Genomic DNA, 12,844 nt, shown 5'->3' with positions numbered 1-12,844 from the left:
GAAAACAGGTCGCGCGAGGCGACCAAAATTGTCCAGGAGTAAAGCATGCGTAATCTGATCATCAGCGCCGCTCTCGTCGCTGCCAGCCTGTTCGGCGTGACCGCTCAAGCCGCCGAAGCACCTGCCGCCCCTTACGTGGAACTGGCCAACCCGGTGCCGGTTGCAGAGCCTGGCAAAATCGAAGTGGTCGAGCTGTTCTGGTACGGCTGCCCGCACTGCTACGCCTTCGAGCCGGTGATCAATCCTTGGGTTGAAAAACTGCCCTCCGACGTCAACTTCGTGCGCATCCCGGCCATGTTCGGCGGCCCGTGGGACGCTCACGGTCAAATGTTCCTGACCCTCGAAGCGATGGGTGTCGAGCACAAGGTTCACAACGCCGTGTTCAACGCAATCCAGAAAGAACACAAGAAGCTGACCGACAAGAACGACATGGCTGACTTCCTCGCCACTCAGGACGTGGACAAGGACAAATTCCTCGCCACCTTCGACTCGTTCGCCATCAAAGGTCAGATCGTAAAAGCTCGCGAACTGGCCAAGAAGTATGAAATCACTGGCGTGCCAACCATGATCGTCAACGGCAAGTACCGCTTTGACATCGGCTCTGCCGGTGGCGCCGAGCAGGCACTGAAACTGGCTGACGACTTGGTCGCCAAAGAGCGAGCGGCAACCAAGGCTGCTGCCAACTAAGCGCGGCAACCGCCATGCGCCGCTGGAAGTCTGAACGCATCGTTGGCCTGCATGATCCGCAGGTCAACGAGCATCACCTGGAGTCCACGGGCCTGCCCGCAGACCAGCGTTTGCGTCTGCTCAGTTTCAATATCCAGGTCGGCATCAGCACCGAGCGCTATCGGCATTACCTGACCCGTAGCTGGCAGCACCTGCTGCCGCACAACGGCCGCTCAGGCAATCTGCAAAAGATCGGTGACTTGCTGGGCGACTTCGATCTGGTCGCCCTGCAGGAAGCCGATGGCGGCAGCCTGCGTTCGGGCTACGTCAATCAGGTCGAGCATCTGGCGCAACTCGGCGCCTTTCCCTACTGGTATCAACAACTCAATCGCAACCTCGGCCGACTCGCTCAGCACAGCAATGGCGTGCTCAGTCGTCTGAAACCGTCGGCGATTGAAGATCACCCGCTGCCCGGCCCGAAAGGTCGTGGAGCGATTCTGCTGCGTTTCGGCGAAGGCCCGGAAGCGCTGGTGGTGGTGATGATGCACCTGGCCCTTGGCGCGCGAACCCGCAGCCTGCAACTGGCCTATATTCGTGAGCTGATCGGTGGCTATAAACACCAAGTGTTGATGGGTGACATGAACACCCACGCCAGCGATCTGCTACAACATTCTCCGTTACGCGATCTCGGCCTGCTGGCCCCGCAGGTGGAAGCGACTTTCCCCAGCTGGCGCCCACAGCGTTGCCTTGATCATATTTTGCTCAGCCCGACCCTGACCCTGGAAAAGGTCGAAGTGCTGGCACAACCGATTTCCGATCACCTGCCGGTCGCGGTAGAGATTCGTCTGCCGGGTTCGCTCACGGCCGATGCATTGCCCGCGTTGAGTCCTGCCCCTCGCGGAACCCCTGAATGAGCGACGACGCCCAGCGCTGGAAAGAGAAGTACCTCAAAAGCATCGAACAACAGGACAAACTTGAACGCCGCTGGGCCGCCAGGCTCGATTTGCTGCGTCGCGGTCTGGTGCGCAGCACATTGGCGGCTGAAGGCACCGACAAGGCCGTTGATCAATGCATGAAAGAGATGCGCGACGTGGTGCGCACCGATGACATGGACGCCGGACTCGCCGCCTTGCTGCCGCGTCTGGAAAAAGCCGTGCTCGATTCCGAGCAGCGTCGCGAAACCCGCATCGATCAGGTCAGCACCGCGCTGACGTCGCTAGTCACCCAGTTGCAGGCGTTGCCGCTGCCGCGTGAAGTCGCTCAGCCACTGAAGAAGTTCGCCAAACAGCTGGACAGCCGCGTCGGGTCTGCGCGGGAAATGCCATTGCTGCTGAGTGAACTCAGCGGCTTGCAGGGCAAGGCGTTGAGTCAGCTGGAAACGCCCGCAGAGCCGGGTCGCCCGGGTCTGCTGCAACGGCTGTTTGGTAGCCGCGACAGCGAAGAAGCGCCAGCGACAGAATCACCCGCGCCGCTGCAAGCCACGCCGCCGCAACCGCTTGCCCCACCGGCGCCCGAACCAGAAGCCGCACAGCCCGCCCCTGTCGCCGTGATCGAAGCCATGACGGCAGCGCCTGCCATCGAAGGTGTGGTGCCCGTCGAAACAACGACGCCAGCCGCTCGGGCTCATTTGGAACCAGAACCGGCAGAGGTGGTTACCTTTGTGCCACCGAAGGTCGTCAGCACAGTCAGCAGCCCTCCGCTCGAACCGCAGGCTGAGCACTTCGAGCCCGAACCTGTTTTCATCCCGGACCCTGCTCAGAATGAAATCGCGCCTGCCGCCATCAATCCTGATGAACTGATCCGCCCCGGCGATCCGACACCGCTGATCCTCGACAGCCTGCCGCTGCCCGGGCCAATTGCGCAGGCGTTGGCCGCCCTTGACCCGGAGCAGCCCGAGCACGACATCCTGTTCGCCCTGCCGGACACTCCCGAGCCATCCTATAGCTCCGTGGCCAAACACATCGAAGACACCCTGATCGGGCTGCTCGACGACCTGACCCTGCCGGAACGCCACCGCCCGCAAGCCGAAGCCATGCGCGAGCGGCTCAAACACGGGTTGAACTGGTACGAACTGATCCCGATCCTCGACGATCTGGCGACATTGATGCTGGCGATCACCGACAGCGGTCAGCACGAATTCGAAGCCTATCTGCAACAGCTCAACGAGCGCCTCGAAGCATTCCAGAGCAATCTGCAGGCTGCCAGTGAAGGCCATGCCGACAACAGCTCGGCGGCGCGGGCAATGGACACGCAGATCCGCGAGCAAGTCGACGGCCTGCAGACCAGCGTGCAGGAAGCGGCGGATCTGGAAGACCTCAAGCACGTGCTGGAGAACCATCTCGAAGGCCTGCTCGGCACCATGGACCAGCACCAGAAGCAGCGCGATGCCCGCGAGCAAGAGGTCGCCACGCGGCTGAAAAGCCTGTCCGAACGCGTGGCGCATATGGAGCAGGAAGCCCAGGGTTTCCGCGAACATCTTGAAGTACAAAGACAGAAAGCCTTGATCGACCCACTCACCGGCCTGCCCAATCGCGCCGCATGGAGCGAACGCCTCGAGCATGAAATCAAGCAGTGGCAGCAGCACGGCAACACCTTGAGCCTGGCCATGCTCGACCTCGATCACTTCAAACGCATCAACGACAACTACGGCCATTTGGCCGGCGACAAGGTGCTGAAGATCATTGCCACCGTGTTGCGCAAACGCCTGCGCGGCTCGGACTTCATTGCCCGTTTCGGCGGGGAAGAGTTCGTTCTGTTGATGCCGGCAACGCCGCCGGCAGTCGGCGCCAAACTGTTGGAAACCCTGCGCGCAGCGATCGAAGCCTGCCCTTTCCACTTCAAGGGCGAGCGCGTGACGATCACCATTTCCATGGGACTGGCAACATTCCGCGCTGGAGAACACAGCGATCTGGTGCTGAAAAGAGCCGATCAGGCGCTTTACCGCGCTAAAAATGCAGGACGCAACCGGGTCGAGCTGGGCTGAGCAAATTGTTCCATTTTGTTTAAATCCGCCCGCTGACCGTCGAGACGCAAGGCAGTACGTTACACTGTTGCATTACTGTCTTGCGTGTACTGCCTTCTGCCATGAAATTCTTTGCCCTCCTCGCGTCGCTGCTCGTTCTGGCCGGTTGTGCCAGCGGCCCGCGCTACAACACCAGCCATCCTTCGGCCAATTACGACAGCCGCATTCAGTTCGTGATCGTCCATTACACCTCGACCTCGCTGGAGCGTTCGCTGCAATTGCTGACCCATGGCGAAGTCAGCAGTCATTACCTGATCGGCGACGACAAGAGCGGCACCATTTACAAACTGATGGATGAAAACCAGCGCGCTTGGCACGCCGGCGAAAGCCAGTGGCAGGGTCGCACCTGGCTGAACTCAAGCTCCATCGGTATCGAAATCGTCAATCCGGGCTTCAAGGACACGCCAACCGGGCGCCTGTGGTATCCGTACAGCGAAGCACAGATTCAATCGCTGATCGTCCTGCTCAAGGACATCAGCAAACGCAACGGTATCAGCCCCCAACACATCATTGGCCATAGCGACATCGCGCCGCTGCGCAAACTTGATCCAGGGCCGTTGTTCCCCTGGAAGCGTCTCGCCGCTGAAGGCCTTGGCGTATGGCCGAACGAACAGGCGGTTGCGCGTCAGCAAATGCTGTTCAACAGCAGCGAACTGCCGAGCATCAGCTGGTTCCAGGCACAACTGGCGCACTTGGGGTATGACACGCCGCAGACCGGCGAACTCGACGTTGCGACACGCCATGTCCTCGCCGCGTTCCAGATGCACTTCCGCCCTTCGCGCTTCGATGGCACGCCGGATGCGCAAACAGCAGCGCTGTTGCTGGTACTGAACCAGACAAAATAATGACGCCCGCCCGACGGTCAGGGCGAAATCGCAATCAGCAGCTATAACTCATTGGTAATTCTTCGGATATTCCATGATGGTTGCTACCCGAGAGACGCTGCGTAGCTGGTTCTATCGCCCGTGGTTTTTGGCGATGATCGCGGCTGTCCTCAGTGCCTGCCTGCTGATCGCCGGCGGAATGTTCGTGGCAATGCGACAGGTCGAGCAAAGCGAAAGTCAGGAAATGAACGCGCAAGGCGAACGTTTCCTCGCCCGCCTCGAACAATTGTTCGGCCAGTTGCGCGAAAGTCTCGACGATCTCGAAGCGCAGCCATTGCGCAGTTGTGACGATGAAATGATCGCGACCCTGCAGCAAGTCACCTTCAACTATCGCTTCGTCTACGAAGCGGCTTACATGGACGCCTCACGGATCTGCTCCAACCGCCCACGTCAGGAAGGCGTGTCGGTAGTACGAGCGCCGGATATCAGAGGGCCGACTTACAGCTATTGGCTCAATACCACCACCGAACCCGATGAAAACCGCGCCGCGCTGATGCTGGGTCGCGGCAATTTTCGTGTGGCCACGTCACGCGGGCATCTGACCGACATGGTCGATCTGTCGCCCGGCAGCAGCCTTTTGGTGGTGCTCGATCACGGCACCCGGGCGATCCCGGTGCTCGGCACGGCGCAGGCCTGGCCACCGACCGAACATTGGCCACCGAAAAGTCGCGAGTCATTACAGGTCACTCAGACTCGGCTGATCTACCGCATGCCTACCGACAACCCGGAATATCAACTGGTGCTGATCACGCCGCGCACTGGCATGCACATCCCTGCAATCTGGTGGTGGATGGTTCCGGCCTGTCTATTGCTCGGCGCATTCGTAGGGTTCTTTGTGTTCTTGCTGGTGCGCCAGCGCCAATCGCTGGACGCCGAACTTAATGGCGCCATTCGTCGGGGCGAGTTGCAGGTGCTCTATCAGCCGATCTTCGACCTCGACAGCCGCAACTGCGTCGGCGCCGAAGCGCTGCTGCGCTGGCGCCGCCCTGACGGCACACTGACCAGCCCGGATCTGTTTATCCCCATGGCGGAAAACACCGGGCAAATCCGGCAGATGACCGATTTCGTCCTGCAGCGTCTGCTGGAGCAATTGGGCCAATTGCTGCGCGCCAACCCGCAGCTGTATATCTCGGTCAACCTCGCAGCCTGCGACGTGATGGTGCCGCGCATCGGTCTGGTCATGGCGCGCTTGCTCACATTGCATCGAGTGGCCGCGCGGCAGATTGCCTTCGAGGTCACCGAACGTGGCTTGATCGATGTGGTAGTGGCGCGGGAAAACCTGCAAGCCTTGCGCGATGTCGGCCATCAGGTATTGATCGACGATTTCGGCACCGGCTATTGCAGCCTCGCCTACTTGCAAACCCTACCGGTCGATTGCCTGAAGATCGACAAAGCCTTTATCGACGCCCTCGGCCATGACGCAGCGAGCAGCGGCGTCGCCCCGCACATCATTCATATGGCCCAGGCGCTGGATCTGAAGGTGATTGCCGAAGGCATCGAACTGGAATCACAGGCTGAACTGCTCAGCAGCGAAGGTGTGAAGTTCGGTCAGGGCTGGTTGTTCGCCCATGCGCTGAGCGCGGTGCAGTTCATCGAACTGATCACCCGTGGCCGACGCCTCGCGGGAAGGCGTATGGACGACGAAGCCTAAACGGCGAGCGCCATATAGAACTGCGTGCCCTGCCCCGGTCGCGAATAAACACCCATGCGTCCGCCGTGCAATTGGACGATTTCCTTGCACAGCGCCAGACCAAGCCCGGCGCCGCCCTTTTTGCGACCGACCTGCACGAACGGCTCGAAGATCCGTCCTTGCTGGCCGTAGGCAATGCCTTCGCCGTTGTCTTCGACGCTGATGATCACTCGCTCGCCATGTCGGCGCGCCTGCAAACGGATCTGACCGTCGCGGGCGGTATGCCGCAGGGCGTTGTCGATCAGGTTGTCGAGCACGCGATCGAGTTGCGCCTGATCGGCCTGCAAACGTGGCAGCGGCGCCTGTACTTCGACATTCAGGGCGATGCCCTTGGCCGCCGCCGAGTCGGCAAAACGCAATTGCGCCTGCTCCAGCAAATCTTCGATGGAGCACGGCGCCAGTGTGAGTTTCTGCAGGCCATTCTGATAACGCGAGAAGTTGAGCAAGTCATTGATCAACTGCATCAGACGCTGCATTTCCTCGTTCACCGTATCGAGCAGATCAGCCTCGCGGGACTCCGCTGGAAACTTCGCCCGCTCGCGGAACAAACCGAACGCCATGTGCATACCGGTGACCGGCGTGCGCAGTTCGTGGGAGGCGCGCAAGACGAATTCACTGCGCACCCGCTCGAAGGCGCGCTGCTCGGTGACATCGTGCAGCACCATCACCGCGCCGAGAATATGCCCTTGGGTGTGACTGACCGGGGTCAGGCTGTAGGTCAGCAGGCGTGATTCGCCGTCGACCTCGATACTCAAATCTTCCGGCGCCCGCTCCAGCGTGCCGCCGCGCAGCACCAGTTGCAGCTGCGCATCCAGCTCTGGGCGTTCCAGCGCCGTGCCCAGCCCCTGGCCAAGACGATCATCGTCCCAGCCCAATTGGCGCTGAGCCACTGGATTGAGGTGCTCCAGATTTCCCTGACGGTCGATCATCAGCAAGCCGTCATCGATGCTGTCGAGCACCGCCTGCAAGCGTTGCTGACCAGCGAGCAATTCATCGACATTGGTCGCCTGATGCTCGCGCAGTGCCTCGGCCATCAGGCCGAAGCGTTTGGTCAGCAGATTCATCTCCATTGCCGAAGAAATCGGCAGGGTTACTTCAAAATTGCCTTGGCCGATATTGTCCGCCGCTTTCGCCAGCGCCTCGATCGGCGCGCCAAAACGCCTGGCAATGCCGTGGGCCGTGATGAAACCGATGATCAGCACCGCCAACCCGACAAATCCCAGCAGACCGGCAATCAACAAGGCACGGTCACGCGCCTCACGCTGTACCGCGTTGATGTTGTCCAGTGCATGCTTGTGTTCGGTGATCAGTCCGTTGCGCAACGTGTTGAAGCGCTCCCGGAATTCGGCGCTGCTACTCATCGAGCTGGCCGGGTCACGGGACAAATCGAAAGCTTCGAGGAAACTCAGATAATCCGCTTTTGCCCGACTGAAGCCGTAGAGCCGACCATCGCCCTCTTGCTCTTGGGCGATGCCCTGGTCCAGCAATTCGAAGTAATGCTGTTTTGACGCTTCGAACGCCACGGGATCAGGCTTTTCCGCGAGCATGATGATCAGTTGATCACCCAGCGTCTGGCGCAACTTGAGCCCCAGATCCAGAGTGACGAAATTGCTGCGCACCAACGCTTCTTGAGTGCCGGCCATCTGCATCACGCTGACCAGCCCGAGCAACAGCCCGAGCAAGGCCACGGTGATCAGCGCGGAAATGCTCAAGAACAAACGGGTCCGCAACTTCATCGCCAGTTTCATCGCCGGACACTCACAGGTTGTACTGCTTGCGCTTGCGGTACAGGGTCGAAGCGTCGATGCCGAGGGTTTTTGCCGCTTGATCCAGGGTGCCGGCAGTAGCGAGTACCGCACCGATGTGGGCCTTTTCCAACTCGTCGAGACTCAACGCCGCACCGACGCGAGGAGCGTTGTTGGCCGGTTGCTCGGCCATGCCGAGGTGGCTGATTTCCACGCGTTCCTGCGGGCAGATGATGCTCGCCCGCTCGACCACGTTACGCAGCTCACGAATGTTGCCCGGCCAGCGGTAGCCCAGCAGCGCCTCGCGAGCCTCGTCGCTGAAGCCCCGTGCCGGACGTGCGTACTCTTTGACGAAACGGGCGAGGAAGCGATCGGCCAGGGTCAGAATGTCCTCGGCACGCTCGCGCAGTGGCGGCAGGTGCAGGGTGATGACGTTCAGGCGATAGAGCAGGTCTTCACGGAAACGCCCGTCACGGACCATGTCTTCGAGATTGAGATTGGTCGCCGCTAGAATGCGCACGTCGGCCCGGCGGGTGACCGGATCCCCTACCCGCTCGTATTCCTTGTCCTGAATGAAACGCAGCAATTTGGGTTGTAATGTCAGGGGAAAATCGCCGATCTCGTCGAGAAACAGCGTGCCGCCGTCCGCCTGATTGACTCGCCCCAAGGTGCTTTCGCTGGCCCCGGTAAACGCCCCGCGACTGTGACCGAACAGCTCGCTCTCCATCAATTCCGCCGTCAGCGACGGGCAGTTGATGGTCACGCAGGATTTCTTCTCGCGTTTGCTCCAGCCATGAATCGCTCGGGCCAGCTCACCTTTACCGGTACCGGACTCGCCGAGGATCAGAATGTTGGCGTCAGTGCTGGCAACCTGGCGGGCCGTTTCCAGGACAACTTTCATCGCTGGGCTGTGGGAATCGAGGCCATCCTTCGGTTTGCGGATCTCGCCTTCCAGCGCTTCGAGGCGCGCCGACAGTTGGCGCACTTCCAGTTGCTTGGCGGTGGCCAGACGCAACTGATCCGGGCTGCACGGTTTGACCAGATAGTCGGCGGCGCCGGCCTGGATCGCATCCACGGCAGTGTCGACGGCCGAATGCGCAGTGACGATCACCACACGCATCCATGGCGCCTGAATGCGCATCTGCGCCAGCACGTCGAGACCGTTGTCTTCGCCCAAGCGTAAATCAAGGAAGCACAGGTCGAAGACCTGACGTTGCAACAAGGCGTCAGCCTGGGCCGCGCTGTTGGCTGTGGCGACCGTATAGCCTTCATCTTCGAGGCAATAACGGAAAGTACGCAGGATGGCGGATTCGTCGTCCACCAGCAGAATGCGGCCTTGATGCTCAGTGGCAGATTCCATTTTTCCTACGCTCCATAGTGATTGGTCTTGGGTTAGTCCCGGAAAAATCGGGCAAGTTGCATGGTTGATTCTGAACGATGCCAGCCATAGGAGGGTAGCTCTCTCCTGCCTTTACGGCCAATACGTTGATTTTGTTGGTTTTTTAAACAAATACCGATTTGCAGGGAATTCCCTGCGTACTTTTCTGACATCTGCGCCCCGCTCTCAATTCCATAAGAATGAAATCTCCTACGAAAAAATCGTGCATTGCGCACGATCCCAGATGACCCATCGTGCAGGATGCGTCGCAAACGATTTTCTGCATACGCATAACTTATTGATTTTATTGGATATTTTTCAATTAAAAAACTGGCATGCAGGCTGCAATACCTTACTCAGCCCGGGCAGAAATGAACTGCCCCAACCGAATAAGAGTGAGGAACCCAGGATGACTCGCCAACGTGCCGCCCAAGTGCGTATCTCGCCACTGCACATCCAGCAAGGTCTGTTTGGCGTATTGGCGCTGTTGATCACCCTGATCGCCTGCCAGCAATACCTGCGCTGGGAAAACAGCCAGCAGGCTGAGCCGCTGATTTCGATCCAGCACAACACGCAAACGCACTTCAGCGCCGTCAGCAGCAGCCAGGCCGAGAGCGCCTCGATGCGCATGATGGACGTCGATCAGGCGCAGCCACTGGATCAACTGCCACGTGAAGAGCGTTGGGTTTTCTGACTGATTGAATGAATTCGGGCGCACAGCGCCGGAACACGTAACACCCCTAAATAGAGAAGTAAGGAGAATCACCATGTTGAGCTGGGCAATTACATTCTTGATCATTGCCATCATCGCTGCAGTACTGGGCTTCGGTGGTATCGCGGGCACCGCCACGGGTATCGCCAAGATTCTCTTTGTCGTGTTCCTGGTGATGTTCATCGCTTCCTTCTTCTTTGGCCGTCGCGGCCGAGGTTAACGATGAGTGCGTTAAAGACACTGGCAGCCGCCCTGCTTCTGGGCGGTAGTGCCATGGCGATGGCGGCCAATGACGGCCAGGCGCGGGTCAACGAACTGCTCGCCTCTGACGAGCAGTACCGTGAAACCTGGGAAGGCGTGATCAAGAAAGAAGAGCGCGTACCGGAATGGGTGATCAACCTGTCCGGGACCTCCGAACAACAGATGAACGCGGTTACTGAAGACGACGAGAAATACTTGGTCGGCCCGCTCTGCGAGAATCAGGACAAGTGCCTGAATCATCGATTGATAGTCGCATTCAGTTTTGACAAGGATGACGCCTACGCCATGCTGGTTGATGTGCCTGAAGGCCTTCCGCAAGACAAGTCACCGACGCGACATGCGACCTATCGCTTCTTCGGCAAACCCGACCAAGGTATGCAGGATCTACTGATGGAAACCCTGAAGAAAGATCCGAAGTGGTATTGATTTGAACATGAGGGCAGCGCCCTGCTGCCCTCCATTGCGCCCACCTGAGGAAGGCCGGCGCATGACCAAGGGGCCGGGACGTTCTGACTGTTGCAGGGTCGGAGTGACCTACGGGTACAGGGAGTGCCTGCGCGAGGGCCGGGTCAGGGTAAAAGCTGCGCCGCAGGTTCGCCGACCCACAGTGGCTCGACGGACTTGCGCTGAGCTTTCAAACACGCAAAACATTGATCCAGAGCGTCCAGCTCATCCTTTTTATCGCTGACACTGCGCGCAAAAACATTACGCGGTGTTTCACGGCGACCGTATATCGACAAAGAGACCGTTTAAACAGTAGGACTTCTAGTCTTCCTTCGTAGGCTTTTTCCGAGAGTTTTAGTCGATTTTTCTCGTTCAAAAAATAACCAACCCACGCTGTAATGACCGGTTCACGGCACTTATGCCGGCCGAAATGTCACAATCGAACCGGTTGGGACGCCAGTTTCATTTAAAAAAGCTCATGCCGATTCGGCATAGGGTAGGCGTTTACGGCATTAGACGGCGCAACCTTGCATCGGAATAGTTGCGCCTTTTTTCGCCTGCCGAAGAGCCGTAATCACGCGCTTCGGGGCACCTTATACGGAGGCAGATGCACAGACTTTTCCGCTAATGAGCGTTCCAGTTCCTGCATGTGCCTGAGTCAAACGCAAGTAAGGGTAAAGATAATGAAGAAGGCAAAAATTAGCCTCGCCTGGCAGATCCTCATCGGTCTGGTTTTGGGTATTGCAATTGGTGCGTTGCTCAACCACTTCAGTGCCGAGAAGGCCTGGTGGATCAGCAACGTCCTGCAACCGGCAGGCGATATCTTTATCCGTCTGATCAAGATGATCGTGATTCCGATCGTCATCTCTTCCCTGATCGTCGGCATCGCCGGCGTGGGCGACGCCAAGAAACTCGGGCGTATCGGCCTGAAGACGATCATCTATTTCGAAATCGTCACCACCATCGCCATCGTCGTCGGCCTGCTGCTGGCCAACCTGTTCCATCCGGGCACAGGCATCGACATGAGCACCCTCGGCACGGTGGATATCTCCAAGTACCAGGCAACCGCCGCCGAGGTACAGCATGAACACGCGTTCATCGAGACCATCCTCAACCTGATCCCGTCGAACATCTTCGCGGCCATGGCCCGCGGCGAAATGCTGCCGATCATCTTCTTCTCCGTGCTGTTCGGTCTCGGTCTGTCGAGCCTGCAGTCGGACCTGCGCGAGCCGCTGGTGAAGATGTTCCAGGGCGTCTCGGAAAGCATGTTCAAAGTCACCCACATGATCATGAACTATGCGCCGATCGGCGTATTCGCACTGATCGCGGTGACCGTCGCCAACTTCGGCTTCGCCTCACTGCTGCCGCTGGCCAAACTGGTGATCCTGGTTTACGTCGCCATCGCCTTCTTCGCCTTCGTGGTACTGGGCCTGATCGCCAAGCTGTTCGGCTTCTCGGTGATCAAGCTGATGCGCATCTTCAAGGATGAGCTGGTGCTGGCCTACTCCACCGCTTCTTCGGAAACCGTGCTGCCACGCGTGATCGAGAAGATGGAAGCCTACGGCGCGCCGAAAGCCATCTGCAGCTTCGTGGTACCGACCGGTTATTCGTTCAACCTCGACGGTTCGACCCTGTACCAGTCCATCGCGGCGATCTTCATCGCTCAGCTGTACGGCATTGATCTGTCGATCAGCCAGCAGCTGCTGCTGGTCCTGACCCTGATGGTCACCTCCAAAGGCATCGCCGGTGTACCGGGCGTGTCCTTCGTGGTGCTGCTGGCGACCCTCGGCAGTGTTGGTATTCCGCTGGAAGGTCTGGCGTTCATCGCCGGTGTCGACCGCATCATGGACATGGCGCGTACCGCTCTGAATGTGATTGGTAACGCCCTGGCGGTGCTGGTTATCGCACGTTGGGAAGGCATGTACGACGATGCCAAGGGCCAGCGCTACTGGAACTCCCTGCCGCACTGGCGCAGCAAGGAAAAACTGCCAGCGGGCGAAATCTCGAAGAACTGACACAAATCCCTGTAGGAGTGAGCCTGC

Annotated in this window: 11 protein-coding genes; 9 read left to right on the top strand and 2 right to left on the bottom strand. The window is 59.1% G+C overall.

Features of this window, described 5'->3' with window-relative positions:
• The first annotated feature begins 45 nt into the window (after positions 1 to 45).
• The 5 genes from AC5SEM_RS26335 (at position 46) to AC5SEM_RS26315 (ending at position 6,223) form a co-directional block, all read left to right on the top strand.
• Positions 46 to 687 (top strand): thiol:disulfide interchange protein DsbA/DsbL, encoded by a 642-nt coding sequence (locus AC5SEM_RS26335; RefSeq protein ID WP_495471603.1) that lies wholly within the window; start codon positions 46 to 48, stop codon positions 685 to 687.
• A gap of 14 nt (positions 688 to 701) precedes the next feature.
• Positions 702 to 1,580: an endonuclease/exonuclease/phosphatase family protein gene (locus tag AC5SEM_RS26330; RefSeq protein ID WP_007911779.1), complete on the top strand. Its 879-nt coding sequence runs from the start codon at positions 702 to 704 to the stop codon at positions 1,578 to 1,580.
• Positions 1,577 to 3,649 (top strand): GGDEF domain-containing protein, encoded by a 2,073-nt coding sequence (locus tag AC5SEM_RS26325; RefSeq protein WP_495471602.1) that lies wholly within the window; start codon positions 1,577 to 1,579, stop codon positions 3,647 to 3,649. The genes AC5SEM_RS26330 and AC5SEM_RS26325 overlap by 4 nt, the downstream gene beginning before the upstream one ends.
• Positions 3,650 to 3,750: 101 nt before the next feature.
• Complete coding sequence (locus tag AC5SEM_RS26320; protein WP_495471601.1) at positions 3,751 to 4,533, top strand: N-acetylmuramoyl-L-alanine amidase; 783 nt, start codon at positions 3,751 to 3,753, stop codon at positions 4,531 to 4,533.
• 76 nt (positions 4,534 to 4,609) lie between these two features.
• Positions 4,610 to 6,223: an EAL domain-containing protein gene (locus AC5SEM_RS26315; RefSeq protein WP_495473505.1), complete on the top strand. Its 1,614-nt coding sequence runs from the start codon at positions 4,610 to 4,612 to the stop codon at positions 6,221 to 6,223.
• Here the strand turns inward: AC5SEM_RS26315 and AC5SEM_RS26310 are convergent.
• Complete coding sequence (locus AC5SEM_RS26310; RefSeq protein ID WP_368967405.1) at positions 6,220 to 8,010, bottom strand: ATP-binding protein; 1,791 nt, start codon at positions 8,008 to 8,010, stop codon at positions 6,220 to 6,222. The genes AC5SEM_RS26315 and AC5SEM_RS26310 overlap by 4 nt on opposite strands.
• Before the next feature lie 10 nt (positions 8,011 to 8,020).
• Positions 8,021 to 9,367 carry a sigma-54-dependent response regulator transcription factor AlgB gene (algB, locus tag AC5SEM_RS26305; protein WP_025112294.1) on the bottom strand — a complete coding sequence of 449 codons (1,347 nt, stop codon included), beginning with the start codon at positions 9,365 to 9,367 and terminating at the stop codon, positions 8,021 to 8,023.
• A 427-nt stretch (positions 9,368 to 9,794) separates the two neighbouring features.
• Here algB and AC5SEM_RS26300 point away from each other — a divergent pair, with 427 nt between their 5' ends.
• From AC5SEM_RS26300 to gltP, 4 genes are all read left to right on the top strand, one after another.
• Positions 9,795 to 10,079: a hypothetical protein gene (locus AC5SEM_RS26300; RefSeq protein ID WP_077575192.1), complete on the top strand. Its 285-nt coding sequence runs from the start codon at positions 9,795 to 9,797 to the stop codon at positions 10,077 to 10,079.
• A gap of 73 nt (positions 10,080 to 10,152) precedes the next feature.
• On the top strand, positions 10,153 to 10,317 hold the full coding sequence (locus AC5SEM_RS26295; protein ID WP_003177151.1) for a DUF1328 domain-containing protein: 165 nt from the start codon (positions 10,153 to 10,155) through the stop codon (positions 10,315 to 10,317).
• 2 nt (positions 10,318 to 10,319) lie between these two features.
• Positions 10,320 to 10,784, top strand: coding sequence for an inhibitor of vertebrate lysozyme family protein (locus AC5SEM_RS26290; protein ID WP_077575191.1), 465 nt, complete (start codon positions 10,320 to 10,322; stop codon positions 10,782 to 10,784).
• Between the two features lie 701 nt (positions 10,785 to 11,485).
• Positions 11,486 to 12,817 (top strand): glutamate/aspartate:proton symporter GltP, encoded by a 1,332-nt coding sequence (gltP, locus tag AC5SEM_RS26285; RefSeq protein ID WP_034152229.1) that lies wholly within the window; start codon positions 11,486 to 11,488, stop codon positions 12,815 to 12,817.
• The last annotated feature ends 27 nt before the right edge of the window (positions 12,818 to 12,844 follow it).

The sequence above is a fragment of the Pseudomonas sp. CH61 genome, assembly GCF_059429415.1.
This window is presented reverse-complemented; position numbering and strand designations above follow the sequence as displayed.

Excerpts from the sequence above, each read along its gene's own strand:
- AC5SEM_RS26330 (WP_007911779.1), top strand. The coding sequence starts at position 702 with ATGCGCCGCTGGAAGTCTGAACGCATCGTTGGCCTGCATGATCCGCAG.
- algB (WP_025112294.1), bottom strand. The coding sequence starts at position 9,367 with ATGGAATCTGCCACTGAGCATCAAGGCCGCATTCTGCTGGTGGACGAC.
- AC5SEM_RS26300 (WP_077575192.1), top strand. The coding sequence starts at position 9,795 with ATGACTCGCCAACGTGCCGCCCAAGTGCGTATCTCGCCACTGCACATC.
- AC5SEM_RS26310 (WP_368967405.1), bottom strand. The coding sequence starts at position 8,010 with ATGAAACTGGCGATGAAGTTGCGGACCCGTTTGTTCTTGAGCATTTCC.
- AC5SEM_RS26315 (WP_495473505.1), top strand. The coding sequence starts at position 4,610 with ATGGTTGCTACCCGAGAGACGCTGCGTAGCTGGTTCTATCGCCCGTGG.
- AC5SEM_RS26335 (WP_495471603.1), top strand. The coding sequence starts at position 46 with ATGCGTAATCTGATCATCAGCGCCGCTCTCGTCGCTGCCAGCCTGTTC.
- AC5SEM_RS26325 (WP_495471602.1), top strand. The coding sequence starts at position 1,577 with ATGAGCGACGACGCCCAGCGCTGGAAAGAGAAGTACCTCAAAAGCATC.
- AC5SEM_RS26320 (WP_495471601.1), top strand. The coding sequence starts at position 3,751 with ATGAAATTCTTTGCCCTCCTCGCGTCGCTGCTCGTTCTGGCCGGTTGT.
- AC5SEM_RS26290 (WP_077575191.1), top strand. The coding sequence starts at position 10,320 with ATGAGTGCGTTAAAGACACTGGCAGCCGCCCTGCTTCTGGGCGGTAGT.
- gltP (WP_034152229.1), top strand. The coding sequence starts at position 11,486 with ATGAAGAAGGCAAAAATTAGCCTCGCCTGGCAGATCCTCATCGGTCTG.
- AC5SEM_RS26295 (WP_003177151.1), top strand. The coding sequence starts at position 10,153 with ATGTTGAGCTGGGCAATTACATTCTTGATCATTGCCATCATCGCTGCA.